The organism is Mesomycoplasma ovipneumoniae ATCC 29419, assembly GCF_028885435.1.
Classification (GTDB): Bacteria; Bacillota_I; Bacilli_A; order Mycoplasmatales; family Metamycoplasmataceae; genus Mesomycoplasma; species Mesomycoplasma ovipneumoniae.
In genome coordinates this window covers 201983-220065 of record NZ_CP118522.1, presented here as the reverse complement: position 1 = coordinate 220065, position 18083 = coordinate 201983, and the positions used below count along the sequence as shown (strand labels likewise).

The 18083-nt window shown below is 29.5% G+C and carries 15 protein-coding genes, 3 tRNA genes and 1 other RNA gene; 14 read left to right on the top strand and 5 right to left on the bottom strand.

Going from position 1 to position 18083, the window contains the following annotated elements:
* Positions 1–62 precede the first annotated feature (62 nt).
* Positions 63–1226: a hypothetical protein gene (locus PWA39_RS00935; protein ID WP_274827471.1), complete on the bottom strand. Its 1164-nt coding sequence runs from the start codon at positions 1224–1226 to the stop codon at positions 63–65.
* Positions 1227–1494: 268 nt separating this feature from the next.
* Here PWA39_RS00935 and PWA39_RS00930 point away from each other — a divergent pair.
* From PWA39_RS00930 to PWA39_RS00915, 4 genes are all read left to right on the top strand, one after another.
* A tRNA-Leu gene (locus PWA39_RS00930) sits at positions 1495–1580 on the top strand.
* 3 nt (positions 1581–1583) lie between these two features.
* Positions 1584–1659 (top strand) — tRNA-Lys (locus tag PWA39_RS00925).
* A 55-nt stretch (positions 1660–1714) separates the two neighbouring features.
* Complete coding sequence (gene pfkA / locus PWA39_RS00920) at positions 1715–2683, top strand: 6-phosphofructokinase (protein ID WP_069099534.1); 969 nt, start codon at positions 1715–1717, stop codon at positions 2681–2683.
* A 17-nt stretch (positions 2684–2700) separates the two neighbouring features.
* Entirely contained in the window at positions 2701–2823 is a 123-nt protein-coding gene (locus PWA39_RS00915; protein ID WP_258825113.1) for a hypothetical protein, read from the top strand.
* Positions 2824–2901: 78 nt separating this feature from the next.
* On the opposite strand, the gene PWA39_RS00910 is transcribed toward PWA39_RS00915, so the two are convergent.
* Positions 2902–3699 (bottom strand): alpha/beta fold hydrolase, encoded by a 798-nt coding sequence (locus PWA39_RS00910; protein ID WP_069099535.1) that lies wholly within the window; start codon positions 3697–3699, stop codon positions 2902–2904.
* 134 nt (positions 3700–3833) lie between these two features.
* Here PWA39_RS00910 and ffs point away from each other — a divergent pair.
* From ffs to PWA39_RS00890, 4 genes are all read left to right on the top strand, one after another.
* An RNA gene (gene ffs, locus PWA39_RS00905) (signal recognition particle sRNA small type) lies at positions 3834–3931 on the top strand.
* Positions 3932–3950: 19 nt separating this feature from the next.
* Positions 3951–5054, top strand: coding sequence for a YitT family protein (locus tag PWA39_RS00900; RefSeq protein ID WP_069099536.1), 1104 nt, complete (start codon positions 3951–3953; stop codon positions 5052–5054).
* An 885-nt stretch (positions 5055–5939) separates the two neighbouring features.
* Positions 5940–7385, top strand: a complete 1446-nt coding sequence (locus PWA39_RS00895) for a hexose phosphate transporter (protein ID WP_069099537.1) — start codon at positions 5940–5942, stop codon at positions 7383–7385.
* A gap of 158 nt (positions 7386–7543) precedes the next feature.
* The gene (locus PWA39_RS00890) at positions 7544–8491 is read left to right on the top strand and encodes an L-lactate dehydrogenase (RefSeq protein ID WP_069099538.1); all 948 of its coding nucleotides are present in this window, start codon (positions 7544–7546) and stop codon (positions 8489–8491) included.
* Positions 8492–9286: 795 nt separating this feature from the next.
* Here PWA39_RS00890 and PWA39_RS00885 read toward each other — a convergent pair.
* A tRNA-Leu gene (locus tag PWA39_RS00885) sits at positions 9287–9370 on the bottom strand.
* Positions 9371–9428: 58 nt separating this feature from the next.
* On the opposite strand from PWA39_RS00885, the gene PWA39_RS00880 reads away from it, so the two are divergent.
* The 6 genes from PWA39_RS00880 (at position 9429) to PWA39_RS00855 (ending at position 16484) form a co-directional block, all read left to right on the top strand.
* Complete coding sequence (locus PWA39_RS00880) at positions 9429–12266, top strand: DUF31 family putative serine protease (RefSeq protein ID WP_069099539.1); 2838 nt, start codon at positions 9429–9431, stop codon at positions 12264–12266.
* 64 nt (positions 12267–12330) lie between these two features.
* A complete protein-coding gene (gene prfA / locus PWA39_RS00875) occupies positions 12331–13416 on the top strand; it encodes a peptide chain release factor 1 (RefSeq protein WP_069099540.1) in 1086 nt (361 codons plus the stop codon).
* Positions 13403–14131, top strand: coding sequence for a peptide chain release factor N(5)-glutamine methyltransferase (locus tag PWA39_RS00870; RefSeq protein WP_069099545.1), 729 nt, complete (start codon positions 13403–13405; stop codon positions 14129–14131). The genes prfA and PWA39_RS00870 overlap by 14 nt, the downstream gene beginning before the upstream one ends.
* 40 nt (positions 14132–14171) lie before the next feature.
* On the top strand, positions 14172–15575 hold the full coding sequence (gene gltX / locus PWA39_RS00865) for a glutamate--tRNA ligase (protein ID WP_069099541.1): 1404 nt from the start codon (positions 14172–14174) through the stop codon (positions 15573–15575).
* Positions 15566–15970 (top strand): hypothetical protein, encoded by a 405-nt coding sequence (locus PWA39_RS00860; RefSeq protein WP_069099542.1) that lies wholly within the window; start codon positions 15566–15568, stop codon positions 15968–15970. The genes gltX and PWA39_RS00860 overlap by 10 nt, the downstream gene beginning before the upstream one ends.
* A complete protein-coding gene (locus PWA39_RS00855; RefSeq protein ID WP_069099543.1) occupies positions 15963–16484 on the top strand; it encodes a tRNA (cytidine(34)-2'-O)-methyltransferase in 522 nt (173 codons plus the stop codon). The genes PWA39_RS00860 and PWA39_RS00855 overlap by 8 nt, the downstream gene beginning before the upstream one ends.
* A gap of 183 nt (positions 16485–16667) precedes the next feature.
* Here PWA39_RS00855 and PWA39_RS00850 read toward each other — a convergent pair whose 3' ends face one another.
* Both PWA39_RS00850 and PWA39_RS00845 read right to left on the bottom strand, forming a co-directional pair.
* Positions 16668–17444, bottom strand: a complete 777-nt coding sequence (locus PWA39_RS00850) for a DDE-type integrase/transposase/recombinase (RefSeq protein ID WP_274827470.1) — start codon at positions 17442–17444, stop codon at positions 16668–16670.
* A gap of 8 nt (positions 17445–17452) precedes the next feature.
* Complete coding sequence (locus tag PWA39_RS00845) at positions 17453–18079, bottom strand: hypothetical protein (RefSeq protein ID WP_274827469.1); 627 nt, start codon at positions 18077–18079, stop codon at positions 17453–17455.
* Positions 18080–18083 lie beyond the last annotated feature (4 nt).

Below are 18083 nucleotides of genomic sequence, written 5' to 3'. Positions count from 1 at the left end.
TTCTTGAAGTTGGATAATATTATATCATATTTTTCAAAAAGTTCTATAAATTTAAAGGTTTTTTACTCTTGAATCAATGGCAAAAAATATTTTTTCACTAAATTTGTCTTGTCTTGCCCCATAATTAAAAAAGGTGATTCTATCCCGAATTCATCGTATTTATTTTTTAAATTTTCTGTAAAAAATTGGAAAAATTTGGCATAAGCTAACTGGTTATTTATATAAAGTTTGGGTTCATTTAGAAAAACATAGTCAGAATTCATCGAATAGTGAATTTTAGGGTCAAAAAACTCTTTCAAAAATTGATTAATTTCATTGGCTAATGACTTTAAAGTTAAAAAATTATTTTCTTTAACAGTTTTTAGTTTTTCTTTAAGGGCTTGAATTTCTTGGTCAATTTTTTGAACTAAAGCGGAAAAATCACTCTTTTCAGGTTTATTTTTGTCTTCTTTTTCAGATTTGGTTTTTAAGTTTTCTTTTTGTTCAAAAAGTTCTTTAATTTGCTGACTTATTTTATTTTCTTCCTTTTTTGAGTCATCTAATTTTATAGCAAAATTAATGATTGAAATAATAATATTTCTTGTAAGTTCTTGACTTAATTTAATAAAATGTAGGTAAAATCTAGCAAAATTTATGTGCAAAATTAATTTAATTACCGGGTTTCACTGTCTTTTTTTGGCTATTAGTTTTTCTTCGATAAAAAGGTGTTTTTCCTTATTTTTTAAAAATTCATCTAAACTTTTTGATTTATATATGTTTATTTGTTCTTGGTAAAATTTTTTATCATCTAAATTATTAATGTTTAAGTCTGTTATATCAATAGTTCCAAAATTTTCATCAAAATATTGGCCATCATCATTTGCGCCAAGATTTAAACTTAGGTCAATATTTTTAATTTTTTCTTTTAAATTAAGAAAAAGAACCTTTTTTTGGCTAAAATCGATGTTACTATAATATGTATTAAAAAATTGAACTAGAATTTCTTCAAGACCAAAATAGTCTTTTTCCTCAATTTGGCCAATTTTTAGCTCTTCAATTTTGCTTTGATCTAAAATTCCGCTAAATTTTGTCCTTGGTTTTTCCTGATTTTTTGGCAATCCTTTCATAATTGTTTCAAAAACAAACGGTTTTAATTTATCTGTGCTACTTTTTATTTTCCCCTTGTTTTGTGAATGAATTGAGTTTATATTAATTTTAAAGCAACTTGCAAACAAAAAAACCGGCAAAATCCAGGTTAATTTGAAAAAAAAGAAAATTTTAATATTTTTTTTGAGTTTATGCATTATAATTTATATTTACTGTTTTTATCTATATTTTTTTAAAACAGTGAAAAAAGCGATTTTTTTACTTTTTTTGGGAAAAAATCCAAATATAATTGATTTTAATTTGGTTGTAGGTTAGGCAAATTAAAAAAATATTAAAAAAAAACTTTTTTTCTTTTTTTTATGATATAATGTTATATGCTTTTAACTGATAACTGAACAAACCATTAGTGCTCGAGTGGTGGAATGGTAGACACAAGGGACTTAAAATCCCTTGGGAGTAATCCCGTGCTGGTTCGAGTCCAGTTTCGAGCACCAAAAGCGCCCTTAGCTCAGCAGGTAGAGCAAATGACTTTTAATCATTGGGTCAGAGGTTCAAATCCTCTAGGGCGTACCATTTCAAATTTATTTGTCCAACGTTTTTTATAATTTTTCATTAAAAAAGGCTTAAAATGTCAAAAAAAATAGCAATTTTAACTTCTGGTGGTGACTCACCAGGAATGAATTCTGCTATAAGTGCTCTTGTTAAGTCCGCACTTAATTCAGGATTTGAACCATATTTAATTTTAGAAGGCTACCTTGGAATTTTAAATAAAAATATTATATCAGCCTCTGAATTTCCGTATAACGGTATCTCTAGTTTTGGTGGCACAGCAATTGGTTCTACCCGTTTTCCGGAATTTAAAGACGAAGAAATTCAAAAAAAAGCCGCAAAAATCTTAACAGATATGGGTATTTCTTCTTTAATTGTTATCGGTGGAGATGGAACTTACAAAGGTGGTTATAAACTTCATTTGCAAGGAATCAAAGTAATCGCTCTACCAGGAACAATTGATAATGATATTCAATTTACTGATTATACAATTGGATTTGATTCAGCTTTAAATACAATTGTAGAAAGTGTTGATAAATTAAGAGATACTGCTAATTCCCATCGACGTTGTTTTGTTGTTGAAGTAATGGGTCGTCATTGTCCAGATTTAGCTTTGTATTCAACAATTGCAACCGGAAGTGAACTTGTTATTACTAACACAAATCCTCTAAGCGCAGAAGAAGCATCAAAAATTGTTCTTGAACAATTTAAAAAAGGTAAGCCGAGCGTTATTATTACAGTTTTAGAGTATGTTTTACCAAATTTAAAAGAATTTGCTGCTCAAATTGAAAAATTAACTAATATAACAACAAGAGCTTTTGAAGTTGGGCATATTCAAAGAGGCGGAAGACCTTCGGCATTTGATCGAATATTAGCAACTAAGATGGCAATTAAAGCAATTGAGTTAATTGATGAAGGTAAATCAGGACTTGCAATTGGTTATTTAGATGGAAAAATTCAAGCTCACGATATAACCAAAGTAGTGTCAACCTCAGTTGAAAGAATAGGTGAATTAGCTCAAAAAATTAACAAAATTAATCAAAATTAATTTAGAAAAGGTATAAAATGCGTAAAATTAGAAAACTTCAAATGCAAAAAAGGCGAGAAGCACGAAGACTAAAAACTTCTAAAGCCGCTAAAAAATTAAATGCAAAATTACAACTTTTAGTGGAAAAAAGTTTGCAATAATTTAAAAACAGTTAAATAAAAAAAGGTGATTTTCACCTTTTTTTATTTAAGAATTTGAACTGAAAAACTAAAAATTAACTATTTTTTTAGGAAATCAATAAAAATTCTGTTGAAATATTCAGGATTTTCTGTATAAATTAAGTGACCAGTTTTTGGGATGATTTCGGTTTGGACGTGTGGAATTAGACTTTCAAAATATGATTTAGTTTCTTGTTGTAGAACAATTCCATCTTTTTCACCTAAAACAAGAAGTGTTGGACATTTTATTGATTTAATTCCGTCCTCAATTTGATCCATCATATTATTTTTTAGTAAATTTTTGCTGAGAGTTACAATATAGTAATTATTAAAATATTCGTAATTAAAGGTGGCTTTTGCTCATTCTAAATATTTAGGATCTTTATATTTTTCTTTATCATATTCATAAATTGGCAAAAATTCTAGCATTTCTTCAGGTGTTTTTGGGAAGAATTTTTCGTAAAATAAATCTTTCAGTGGCAAATTAGCTTTATTCATAGGGCCAATGAAAACCATTTTTGAAATTAATTCAGGAATTCTTTTATAAACCAAAGCTCCATATCCGCCTCCCATTGAGTGGCCGACTAAAACAACGTTTTTAAGGTTTAATTTTTTAATAAATTCAACTGTCAAATCTGCATAATAATCTACATAAAGTTGTTCGTCTTTTGCGGGAGTTAAATTATTTCCTGGAAGTGTGTAGGCATAAAAATTTACGCCAATTTCTTTGCTAATTGAGTCAATTACACCGCCAAAAACTTTATGACTTGAGTTAAAACCGTGACAAAAAACAATATTAATTTTGTTGTATGGACTTTGATTCATTATAAAAGGGTATGGTCAAATTGAATTAGACATTTTACTTCTCCTTCGCGATTTTTTCTGTATTTAAATATGTATTTAAAATAATTTTTTGTATATTTAAAAATAATTATAAATTAAAAAAATTTTTTCAACTTTTTATTTCAGAAAAAAAATAAAAAGTGATATAATGTTAGTGCCACTAAAATAATAACCTTGTAACCTGGTCAGGATAGAAATATAGCAGCCATATCGAGAAGTATTGTGTTTAGTGGTCTTTTTAATCTTTGAAAAGGTAAAAAAACACTATGTCTTCTCGACAATCTAACAAATCAAGCAACGGACATTGTTCTTGTTCTAATCAGAAAAACCATAATTTAGCTAAATGTTTAAAAAATCAACTTGTTTTACGTGCAGAACGTGAAATTTTTAATCATAATCAAAGCAAAATAAACCTGAAAAATTTCTGGAAAAGACGAACCCTTTCAATCACAATGATGGCTATTTCGGCATTATTTTTTACATTAGGGGTCATTTTTTTCTTAGGAGTTGCAAAAACTGTCCCAACAGGTGTCTCAGCAATTCCAGCACTTACTATAATAATAATTAATTCTCAATATCAGGTAAGTATTGGCTGAAGTTTTGCAATAATTTACTTTGTTATTAATATTCCTTTAATAATTTTTATTCTTGTTAAAGTCTCGAACAAAAGTTTTAGCTATCTTACTTTCATTTGACTTTTTTTTCAAATCGTTTGAAACCAGGTTTTTTCTCTTGACACCCCAATAAGAACATTTTTAATTAACAATATTTTAATTACAGGTCAACAAGGTTCTTGGACTATTTTCTATTATACAATTATTGGTGCCATTTTGTCTGGTTGATCTATCGGAATGGCTTGAAAATTCGGTGGTTCTTGTGGAGGAACTGATTATATAACTTATTATATTGCGCTAAAATATCGCAAACCTATTGGCAAAATAATGTTTAGTATTTCGATATTTTTTGGGCTTTTTTCAATTGTTATCCTTTATTTTTTTGAACCTTCACAAGTTGATGGTCAACTTTTGGGTCAAAAATTAGCGGCTGTTTTTATTTATTTAATTGTAAGTTCGTCAATTGTCAGCCGAATTTATCCAAAATACGGAAAAATTCTTTTAAAAATTTACACTAATCACCCAGATAAAATTGTTGAACATCTTAAATCAATAAAATATTGGCACTCATATAATATTTGAGAAGGTGTTTCTGGATACACCGGTCAAAAACAATGAAGAGTTGAAACAATTATTTACATAATTGAAAAAAATGCGATTTTAGAAGAAATTGCAAAAGCAAACGTTAGTTTTTGGTATTCAGCAACTAAAATCTTACAAACAACAGACCGTTTTGATGCAACAAAAATTAATTAAATTTTCACTTTTTAATTAATTTTTTGCTTTTTTAGTTGAGTATTTTTACACTAGTTTTAAATTCAGCAAAGATTTTTTGATAGTCTAATTAAGACTGTTAAAAAATCTTTGCTTTTTGTTTTTAGTCTTAAATTAAAGTCTGAAATTTTTTTAAATTTTTCCTGAATTCCCCAGTTTTATGGCGAAATTGGCTTTTTAGTGAATATAAGCATGCAAAAATACCGGTAAATCCGGGTTTTTTGGCTAAAATCTTAATTTTTATATTTTAAGATTAACTTGTTGCAAAAAAAAAAAAAAAAAATGTTTGGTTTAAAATAAAATTATGTTATAATAAGTCTCACTAAGAATAAATTAATAAATTTTGATATTGAATTAGGGGGAATTAGTTATGTTTTTTGTCTAATAAAATTAGATAGTGCGAATTATCCATTATGTTTTTAAATATAATGAAATGCCTTAAATTTACCCGTTTAGAAATCTTAAAATTTAGGGCTTTTGGTTATTGTTCTTTCAAAACTTCATATGTTTTTTTAGGCTCGATGTAAGTAAAAACGAGTTTTCTTTTTACATTGAGTTTAAATAGTAGTTGTATTTTTTTTATGATTTTAGTTATTTAGTCCATAAATTGATTTTTGCCAGTGTTTAGACTAAAAAAGGGTAATTTAAATATTTTGTAATTTTGCTTTTTAAGTTAAAAAAGTGCCTAAAAACCAGACACTTTTTTAAGATTACCTCATCAAACTGGGAAACACGGGAAATACTGAAATTTTTTTAAATTTTTTAAACAAAATGTTCCAGTTTGATATTTTTTTAAATTTTTACTATATAATTTTAAGCAGAGTTATTAACTCTGTACACATTTTTAAAATTTAGGAACTAAATTATATGAATGATAATTTTATTTTAAAATTTGCTTCAAAAAACATAAAAGAAAAAAAATTAACTTTCAGCACCGGCCTAATTCTGTGAGCGTTAATTGTTTTTGCTTATATGATTTTTGTCATAAATTGAGGATTTGCATCAGCTGGACTCAACGGAAAAGCTGGTGTAAGTGGATATTTAGGACATTTTTTTCCAGATGCTAGTGCTGCGCCTGGAACTGTGGTTAATCAAGCAGTTAACTGAGGAATTACAATCGGTCGTGGAATTGGATCGATTCTAGTTGGTTGATTTATTGTAAAAATTTCGCATAAATATACTGTAGTATTGTCGCTCGTTTTAATGCTTTTTGGAATAGCAGCGCCTTATTCACCAACTTATGCAGGGTTTATAATTTTAAGAACTATTTTTGCAATTGGTGGAACAATGCAAATTGTTTTAATTCAACCAGTTGTTTCAAATTACTTAAATCCACGTCAAAAAGCGGTAATTTCACAGTTTTCACCGTTTTTTTACCCAATTGGAACAATAATTACACTTATTCCTTTTATATTGAATGATGTAATTCAAGCTTCTGTTCGTTCACATTGACAAACAATTTTCCTAGTAATTGGACTTTTAACACTTATTCCTTTAATTGGTTACATAATTTTAGGAGCAAAATTTGACCTGTATCCTTCAGCTTTAGCAAATCAAGCTAAACAAGAAAAGCTAACTTTAACAAGCTTTTTTAAACAAAAAGATACTTGATATTGAACAATTGTTTATGGTTCATGACTTATTGCGGTTGTTTTCCCCTTTACATTTTCTAAGCCAATTTTTGCTCGTCTAATTGGTGATAGTGCCAATACTTTTAACCAAAAAATCTCAGTTTTCCTAATTGTTTTCTTATCAGGAATGTTTGTTGGCCCATTTACAGTCGGACTATTTTCAAAATATAAACTTCAAAGACGTAAATATATAACAACAGTTATTTCCCTTGGTGTTCTTTTTTATGTTCTTGCTACCGTTGTTTTTGTTACAAAAGTAGGAAAAGACCCTCTAAGTGCAGAAACTTACAAAGATGGTTGAACTTGATTATTTTTAATTTTAGGTCTTTTCATGGGAATTTGTCTCTGAGGTATTCAAGGTGTAATTCTTAATTTACCTCACGAATATCCAGGCGCAAATCCTAAAAGAGTTGGATTCCAATTTGGTCTTATTTGAGGACTAGGGTATGCTGCCTTTACAGTAGCAACAATAATAACTTCATTAATTAATACGCCTCCAGGGGTAGATCTAAAAACAGCAGTTAGTGCCGAAAATGTTGATGGATATGCCTTAGGTGCTTATATTGTAATTATTGGATTTTCACTTGCTTCTGCAATCGGTCTTGCCTTTATAAAAGAGCCTCATCCAAACTATAAGAAACTCTTAAAAATCCGTAAACTCTCAGATATTGAACGTATTTAATATTAAAAAAAATTTCATTTTTTTCAATTAATTTGTAAAAAGCAAGCAAAAGTATATTTTTGCTTGTTTTTTATTCAAAAATGTATTAAAATTTTAGACGTAACATTAATATTTAATATTTTTGTTATAACCATTATAAAAAAACTAGGAGATACAATATGAAGCCAATCAAAATCGCTCTAATCGGCGCAGGAAATGTTGGAAATTCATTTCTTTATGCAGCAATGAATCAAGGTCTTGCATCTGAATACGGAATTATCGATATAAACCCTGATTTTGCAGAAGGAAATGCATTTGATTTTGAGGATGCCTCCGCTTCACTTTTGCGTCCTTTTTCAGTTCGCCGTTATGAGTATAGCGACCTAAAAGATGCAGATTTTATTTTAATTACAGCAGGAAGACCTCAAAAACCAGGTGAAACTCGACTTCAATTAGTTGCAGATAATATTCGAATTATCCGTGATATTGCTTTTAAAGTTAAAGAAAGCGGCTTTAGCGGAATTACTGTTATTGCCTCAAACCCTGTTGATGTTATTACTCGCGCTTACCGTGATGCTTCAGGATTTTCTGACCAAAAAGTTATTGGATCAGGAACAATTCTTGATACTGCAAGACTTCAATTTGAAATTGCAAAAAGATTAAAAATCGCCCCAAATTCAGTTCAGGCTTACGTAATGGGTGAGCATGGTGATTCATCTTTTGTTGCATATTCTAATATTAAAATTGCAGGTGAATGCTTCTGTCATTTTTCAGAACTAACCGGAATTAACAGCTCAAATTACGAAACAGAGCTTGAATATCCAGTTTCACGTCGTGCTTATGAAATAATTAACAGAAAAAGAGCAACATTTTACGGAATTGGTGCTGCATTAGCGCGAATTGTAAGCAACATTATCCAAGACACAAAGAATATTCTAATTGTCGGTGCGAATTTACGTGGTCAGTACGGCTTTGATGGCGTAAATATTGGAGTTCCAGCGGTCCTTGGTGCAAATGGTATTGAAAAAATCATTGAAATTACACTCAATGATAAAGAAAAAGAAAAATTCGCAAAATCAGTCGAAATTGTCGATACTATTTACAAAGACGCTATGAAAAATCTTTAGTTTTCAAAGTCACACACTTAAAATTTAAAGAAAAGCACTCCAAATCGGAGTGCTTTTCTTTAAATTCTTTTTAATTCTTGGCTCACCAGTTTGATGGCAAAAATACCGGTAAATCCGGTTTTTTACGGTAAAATCTTAATTTTTATTATTTTAAATTTAAGCTTTTACAAAAAAAAAAAAAAAATGCTTGGCCTAAGAAAAAATTATGTTATAATAAACATCACTAAGAATGAATTAATAAATTTTGATATTGAATTAAGGGAGGGAATTATTATATTTTTTGTCATAAAAAAATAAGATAGTGCGACTTTTCCATTATGTTTTTAAATATGATGGAATGCCTTAAATTTAACCGTTTAGAAATCTATAAATTTGGGGCTTTTGATTATGGCTCTTTCAAAACTTCACATATTTTTTTAGGCTCAATTAAATAAAATGAGTTTTCTATTTGCATTAAGCTTAAATAGTAGTTGTATTTTTTTATTATTTTTGTTAGTGTTTTAAACTAAAAAAGTAGTTAAAAATTTCATAATTTTGCTTTTTAAGTAAAATTATAGCTTTTTTAGTTTGCTTTATTTGATTAATAAATAGATTTTTCTTTCACGAGTGTTAGATTTAAAATTTAGTGTTTTTGTTTTGATAGTTATTTTTTCTGAGTTTTGCAGTTTAATAGCAAAAATTAAGACAAAGGGTTGAATTTAACAGTTCAAATTTAAAGAAAAGCACTCCAAATCAGAGTGCTTTTCTTTAAATTATTTATAATTAAATTTATAATATGATGAGGTATACTATATTTGGTGGCTCATATCGGACTCGAACCGATACGCATTGCTGCAGCAGGTTTTGAGTCTGCCGTGTCTACCATTCCACCAATGAGCCGTAAAAAGTTTTTAAAATTTATTGTTTTAAAGATAATTATAATATAATTATATCAATCATGGCAAAAAAACAAAATAAATCTTTGAAAAAAATACTAATTAAAATTCTCCCGCTAGTTGGAATTTCAACTACATTTTTTATCGCTTCTTGCACACCGCTTGGTGCGGTCAATGGAATTCTCAAGCGAACACTTGAAATTGGCCAATCAAACCCTTGAGATCAAGAACTGAATCTAAAGAACCCTTTAGATTCAATAATTTCAGGTAAAGTTGCTTTAGGTAGCAGACTTAAGGCATCTGATTTTTTAAAACAGTATTCAACCTTAGATTTAGATGATAATTTGAATGGAATAACTCACCGCATGTTAAATAGGAGAAGTTCATTTTTAGATTCAGCAATTCTTTGAACTTTTATCCCAGGTGTTGATAATTTTGACTTAAATGCAAAATTTGACTTAAAAATTACCCCAGTTACAAATTCTGCTAATGATTTTTACGGTTCAATTAAAGTTAAGGTTGACTCTTATAATAAAGACACACAAACTTTGGTTCAATCAAAAGAGTTTGTTGTTAACGGCTTTGAAACTGATCAAACCGGAATTTATGCTTATAAAGAAAGAATTCAAACCGCTTTTGAAAAAATAGATACTTTAGAATTAAAAAATCAAGAAACTTTTGATATTGACTCATTAAAATCTGACTCAGATATTTGGGAATATATAAATTTACCATCAAATTTTGAAAAAATTGACATAACTAAGCTTAGAAATTCAGATCAATTTGATGTTCCAGGTCAACAACAAGGAGTCCCAAACATTCAAGATATTGCCAAAAATCCTTACCGTTTAAAGGTTAAAAATTTTTATTATTTAAAAGCAACAATTTTAAAAGACTCATATGATTCCCAAACTGGCAATGTCGATGTTGTTCTGTCAATTTATCATGATTCATACCATAATTTTGTTTCAAAAATTGTAAAACTCAATATTAAGCCAAGACAAAATCTAAAAAAATTAACTGAAATTAAAAGTTTTAAACTTAAAGATGAGTATTCTAACTTTTTGCCATCTTTTTTAATAAATTCCTCTGAAAATTCAGGTGAGGAATTATCTAAATATATCGATTTTGCTGATTTAAATCACACAATGTATCACATCAAAAAAGTTCCCTCACTTTCAAATGATCAAAATGGTGATTTTTACCTAATTTTAAGTCCAAAAGAAAACGACTTAACTTCAGGTCCAACAAGTCCTGGTCAAATTATTAAAGTTGAAGGGTTTAACTCATATGATAAGATATTTGCATCAAGCGAATTTACAAGTCAAATCAATTTTAACTTTATTGATTCTTGATATAAATTACCTACTACAGCAAATATTTCAGAAAAACTAAAAAATATTTCACAAAGTTTAAACTCTTCAAGTGATGCACTTTTATGGCCACTTTTTGGTCAAGCAGTCAAAAAAACACTATCAGAACCGACACTTTTTAAAAATACTGCAGAATTAAGTAATTTTGAAAAATTAAATTATAGTTATGGTAGATTAGCTGATTTTAAAATCGATGAGTCAGGAGTTTCATTTCACTTTGGTAATTCAGTTGAAGACTTTTACAGAATTAACGTAAAATTTACCAACACTAACGAAAGTAAAAATATTATTGAAGATTTTGGTGCAAAAGTTCTTGGAAAAAATATAATTAATGACTCATTGCGTTCAAGATCAATGGTAATTCAGTTACGTTCAAATGCTTTTGACCCAAGAACTAATTCAAATACAACCCGAATTACCTCAGGAACAGCTTGAGTTTTTGATCGAAAATTAAAACCTGACCCTGAAAATTCAGGAAAATTTTTACCTACTAACACTTATTATCTTGCCACAAATCTGCATGTTGTTTCAGATTTAATTAACAAACCGGATCAAATTTATTCATTTTCTTATTTACTTGATGGAAATTTGCAAAAGTTAGATGACATTAGTTTTGATGATACTAATTTATTCCGTCGTTTTGATCGAATTTCAAAAACTGAAGGAAACAGAGATTTTTTACCCCCTGAAGGATTTCAGTATATAAACTCTGAGTCAAAAAAATTCTGAAATAATTTAAAAATTAATCCAATTGGCCTAGATATGCCCGACAGAGGAAAATTTCGTGATATTGCAATAATTGAAGTAACTTTTCCTGATGATGAACAGATAAAAAATCCATTTAATATTGGCATTCCCTTTTTAGATACTGACTTGTTTGGCGTGGATCAATACATAAAAAATATTCCTGATGCTGTTCGACATTACAATGAGGCTCCACTTGATGTTTTAGTAACAAATAAATTTCTCCCTACCTTTACAAAAGGTAGCCAACTAAAGACCTCAAAAATTGAATCAGCTTTACCATTGCATGCTTATTTAGGTGGCTTTTTAGGTGGATTTGACTGAATTACTGACGATAAAAATTCATTTGTTACAGTTGACGAGCTAAAAAAAGACAATCAGTTCAAACAAGATAATTCACTTAAACCTTTTCAAGGGGCAACTTCAATTTCACTTCCTGGACTTCGTGGTGGGCGCGGAATGTCTGGTTCGCTCGTTGTAAATGAATATAACCAAGTTATCGGTATTTTTTGGGGTGGATATTTCCCGCAGACAACTCCAGGGAGAAGTCAACTTGTTAAAGGAATTGGCCAATTTGACCCAATTGGTGTAAAAGTTGACAATAATCCAACAGTTTTAGCAAAATGACTTGCTCAGACAAAAGACATTCAAACTGATTTGGACAAAACTTCAGACAAAGTTTTTTCCTTTGAGGATCCAGTCCAAATTGAAAGACTAGCTCACTCAGCACGTTGGCTTAAATTTTCTAGCAATCAAAATCCTCAAGCAACCGCCGATGTTTAACTTTTATTTTTAAAATTTATAAAAAAATTAAAATTTTAAAAATAAAAACGTAGGTGGACTAACAATGGAAAAAAAATTTTTAGACTCTTTAGAAAAAATTCACAAAAAATATCAAGACTTAAGTCAGCTTTTACTAACTGATGAAGTAATTAATAATCAAAAAAAATATTTAGAAATCGCAAAAGAAATTTCTTCAATTGAAGAAATTTCTTTGACTTTTGATTTACTTTTAAAAAATCAGCAAACACTTGAAGATGCAAAAATACTTCTTAGTCAAGAAAAAGACCCTGAATTACAACAGTTAGCAAAATCAGAAATTGCAACTGCCAATAAAAATATTGAAGCACTCGAAGAAAAGCTCTTAATTTTAATGCTTCCAAAAGACGAAAATGACGATAAAGACGTAATTGTTGAAATCCGCGGGGCTGCTGGGGGTGATGAGGCTAATATTTTTGTTGGTGATCTTTTTCGCATGTACCAAAAATGAGCTGATTCCCAAAGGGCAAAAGTTAAAGTTCTTAGCTCATCACTTGCACTTGCTGGCGGTTTTTCACAGATTTTTTTCCAAATTTCTGGTCAAAATATATACTCAAAACTTAAATTTGAATCAGGTGTCCACCGTGTTCAACGAGTTCCTGAAACTGAAACAATGGGCAGAATTCACACCTCAACTGCTACAGTTACCGTGATGCCAAAAATTGACAGCAAAATTGAAGTCGAAATTAACCCTTCAGATCTTAAAATTGACACTTATCGCTCTTCAGGGGCTGGTGGTCAGTCTGTAAATACAACCGATTCGGCCGTTAGAATTACCCATATTCCCACCGGAATTGTCGTCACTTCGCAAGATGAGCGATCCCAAATTGGTAACAAAGAAATTGCCATGGGAATTTTGAGGTCAAAAATTTATAACTTGGAAGTTCAAAAAAGACTTGAAACACAAGCTAATTTTCGTAAACTTGCCGGATCAGGGGCTCGTTCTGAAAAAATTAGAACTTATAACTACCCTCAAGACCGCCTCACCGACCACCGAATAGGATTTTCTTGTTCATTAAAACCGGTCATCCAAGGAAGTCTAAATCCAATAATTGAAGCCTTATTATCTCAAGAAAGAGCCGAGTTAATCTTGCAAAGCTATGGAGATAAATAGTCGAAAATTGGAACTTTTAAAGGAAAAACAACGTTATAATTTGCCCTTAGAAGTTTCCAAACTTGAACTTTTAAAGTTAGAAATGAACTATCCAGTCCAAAAAATCATTGGATTTATCGAAATGGAAAATGTTCGAATTTTTTTGGATCAAAAAGTTTTTATTCCCCGTTATGAAACACAAGAATTACTGCAAAAAGTAAAAAAAGTAATTAAAAAAGACAGTTTTGTTCTTGATTTGTGTTGTGGTTCAGGATTTATTGGCCTTGCTCTTGCCAAATTTAGTGGTGCAAAAATTACTTTGGTTGATATTAGTGATGAGGCAATTTTGCAAACAAAATTAAACGCAAAATACAACAATTTAGATGTAAGTGTTGTAAAATCTGACCTTTTTAGCAATATTAGTGGCCAAAAATTTGACATTATTGTCTCAAATCCTCCCTATCTTAGAAGGCAAAAACTTGATGAGTCAGTTATTAATTTCGAACCTGAGTCTGCATTATTTTCTGAACCGGAGCCTTTTTCATTTTATCAAAAAATAATGGATCAAATTGATAATTTTCTGAATGATAAAGGTTGAATTTTTTTTGAAATTGACAAAGATAGTGTCAATTTTTTCAAAAAAAATTTTCCTGAATTCAAAATTGAAAATGATATAAATCAAAAACCAAGATTTGCTTATTGGCAAAAAAACTCAAATTATCCTATAAATTTATAGCATAATTTGAGTTTTGCAATCTAAAAATTGAAAGGAAAAAATGAAAATTAGAACACGCTACGCCCCTTCACCAACTGGATTTTTGCACATTGGTGGAGCTCGGACTGCGCTTATTAATTATCTTTTTGCAAAACATCACGGTGGCGATTTTATTTTACGAATCGAAGACACTGACACCCAAAGAAATATCAAAGACGGTGAGCGCTCGCAGATTGAAAATTTAGAATGGCTCGGAATTTTTCCAGATGAAAAACCTGGAACAGTTTCAGAATATGGACCATACCGTCAGTCAGAAAAAATTCAGCGCTATCAAAAATTAGCCCAAGAACTGGTTCAAAAAGGTTTTGCATATTATGCTTTTGACAATGCCAGTGAACTTGAAGAGCAAAAAAAAGAGCAAGAAAAACAAGGTATTTTTAGTTTTCGCTATGACAAAAACTGACTTAAAATTTCTGAGACTGAAAAGCAAAAACGTCTAGAAAATAACGAGTTTGTTATTAGATTTGCTGTTGATAAAAACAAAAATTATTGCTGAAATGATTTAGTTCGCGGAAAAATTTGCTTTGAAGGTTCTGCCATTAGCGATTGAGTTATTATAAAATCTGACGGATTTCCAACATATAATTTTGCTGTTGTTGTTGATGATTATGACATGAAAATCACTCATATTTTCCGTGGAGAAGAGCATATTTCAAACACTCCAAAACAAATTGCGCTTTATGAGGCTTTTTCATTTGAAAAACCAGAATTTGGTCACCTTACAATAATTACCGATAAAAATGGTAAAAAACTGTCAAAAAGAGACTCATCACTTTTCCAATTTATCGAGGACTATAAAAATCAAGGTTATCATAGTCATGCTGTTTTTAATTTTTTAGCACTTTTAGGTTGAACTAGCGCTGATTCTCGCGAATTTTTTGAGCACGATGAATTAATTAAAGCCTTTGATTTTAAGAGACTTTCAAAAGCACCTTCATATTTTGACACTGAAAAATTAAACTGGTTTTCAAAATCTTACATTTCAAAAATGGAAACAGACCAAATTTTACCGCATTTAAATCTTGAGACAAACTCTGAATGAAATCGCTTTTTTGTTGAAACATTTCAAAAAAGTGCTGTAAAATACAGCGACTTTTTTGAAAATCTAGATTTTTTCACAAAGCCCCAAGACTCAATGAGCCAAAAAATAATCGATTTGCTTGAGCAATCAAATCACCAACCAATTCAACTTTTTTCACAAAAAATTGACTATGATGACTGGCAATTTTCAAAAATTGAAAATTTAATTAAGGAAATTGGCCAAACCTTAAAAATAAAAGGTAAAAATTTACTGTTGCCTTTACGACTGGCAACAACATGAGCTGAATCTGGTCCTGAATTAGCAAGGGCAATTTGACTTTTAGGTCCGCAAATAATTCAAAAAAGGCTTAAAAAATGAAAGTAAGATTTTCTCTTAGAACTATTATTGGCGACCAAGACACAAAAATGGTCGAATTTATCAACGCAATTTACATTTCAAAGCAAAGAATTAATAACACCGAAACTGATGTTTATGAAACGCAAAATCCTGAAAATAACATGATGATAAGATTTGAAATTTTTGACAAAAATTTAACAGTATTTTCTGGCGAAAACACATTATTTTTTGAATTAAATAACTATGTTGAAAATATGTTTATTACTAATGGAATGGAACTTATAGTCAATACTCTTTTAACAAAATTAGAAATAAATTCAGAATTTATTAAGATTGAATATGACCTTTTTCTCAAAAATAATGGTTCAGAAGATTCGAAAATTTCAACATATCTTACCACTTTGGAGTTTATAAATGATTAACATTGTGCTATTTCAGCCCGAAATAGGCCCAAATACAGGCAATATTATCCGTTCTTGCTTTGTTTTAAATATGAAACTGCATATAATAAAGCCTATTGCATTTGATCTAGATCCAAAACACTTAAAAAGGCCAGCGGCTGGAATTCTTTTGTCTGAAATTCAACATGAAATTCACAGTGACTGACAAAATTTTGAAAAAAAATATAGCACAAAAAATCTTTATTTTATAACTCGTTATGGCCAAAAAGTTTATTCGCAAATAGATTTTAAAACCGAATTTAAGAATAATAATAGCGAGATTTTCCTCATTTTTGGTAGAGAATCAACTGGAATTCCAATTGAAATTCTGAAATCAAACAAGGAAAAATGCCTACGAATTCCAATGTCACCTCATGCTAGATCGCTCAATTTAGCAAATTCTGTTGTTATTGTTGCATACGAAATTTATCGCCAACTTGATTTTAGCGGACTGTCTTGCTTTGAGGTTCAAAAAGGTAAAAATTATCTTGACTAATTGTTTTTGTTATATCTTTTAAAAAAATTCTAAATCTTTTATCAAAAGTTTAGAATTTTTTGCCATTTTTTTATTTTTTCCCGAGTTTGACAGTTTGATGGCAAAAATTCACTTTTTAGTGAATAAAAATATGAAAAAATACCCGTAAATCCGGGTTTTTTACGCTAAAATCTTAATTTTTCATTATTTTAAAATCAACCTTTTGCAAAAAAAAAAAAAAAATGCTTGGCCTAAAATTAAATAAGTAGAAAAATCTCAGACAATTAGTTTTTTACCTATGATTTTGATTGCACCACTTTTGTTAATTTTTTCTAGCATGTTCATTTTAAAAAATTTGGACAAATAATTTACCTCATATAATAGCTTGGAGTTTTTATATGATAAGCAACTTTGAGGCCTTTCATAGTTATACCAATCAATAAATTCACTTATTTTTTGATAAGCAATAGCTACATTTTCAAAATTTTCGCCCTCAATATTAAGCAATTCGCGTTGAAAAACTGCATAAAAATATTCAATAGGCCGGTTTGCAAGGGCATAACCTTTTGGTGACATTGATTGTTGGATATTGTTTTGCTTTAAAAAATTAGCAAATTTGTAGTTCGCATATTCCACTCCATGATCTGAATGGAAAAATTTTGGTTTAATATTATACTTTTTGATTGTTTGTTTTACTAAGTTTATAGTTTCTTCTGAAAATCTTGTTTTAGAAATCGAAAAATTGAGCAAGTAATTGGATTTTGTTTCAATAATTGAGTGTAGGTAAAATCATTCGTTGTTAATTTTGATAAATTTAATATCAGCAAATCATTTTTCACCAAAATTTTCTGAGCTAAATTCACCTTTGATATGATCTTCAGTCCAAATTCGTGTAAACTTTTTCTCTTTTGGTGCCGGTTTTCCTTGCTTTTTATAAGCAATTGATTTTAATCCTAAAAATTCGTAGTGTTTTTGAAACACGTACGTGCTTACATAATTTCCTGATTTATGTAAATATTATATAGGATGTCGCGGCCTTTTACCTTTCGATATAAATAGAAATTTTCACGAATTCACTCAAGTAAGTCTTCATCATAAATCATTTTCTTTGGTGGTTTTTTCACCCTTATTTTCTCATAAATAGAAGTGCGATTAACGTTAAAAACGCTACAAATTCTAGTGCAATTTTCGATTTTATCTTTATCTTTCTCTTGTTCTTGTTTTAATTTTTTGAGCTCCTCAAGAATAATTGCGGGGTCAATTCCGGATCTTTTAAGAACCCTCTCCACTATTTCTTGATAAATTCCACGATCATTTTCGGAAAGATCGTTAATTGTATATTTCTTTTTTGGTTTGCGTGGAGATTTGATTTTTCCACGAGTACTAATTAAACTTTTCATATCATTATTATAAAACTTTTTTTGCCAATTTCTTATCAAATTATTAGCGTATATATGCAACATTCATTCTTTATCCGCTTTTTTTACTTTTAGATTTGTTTTTGTAAATTTCTCTAAATTCTTCTGCAAAATCCAAAATTGCGTTTTTAGCCCTTTAGATTCGGCAATTTTAATGTATTTAAATTTGTCTTCAACTGTAAATTTGTATTGTTTCATTTTA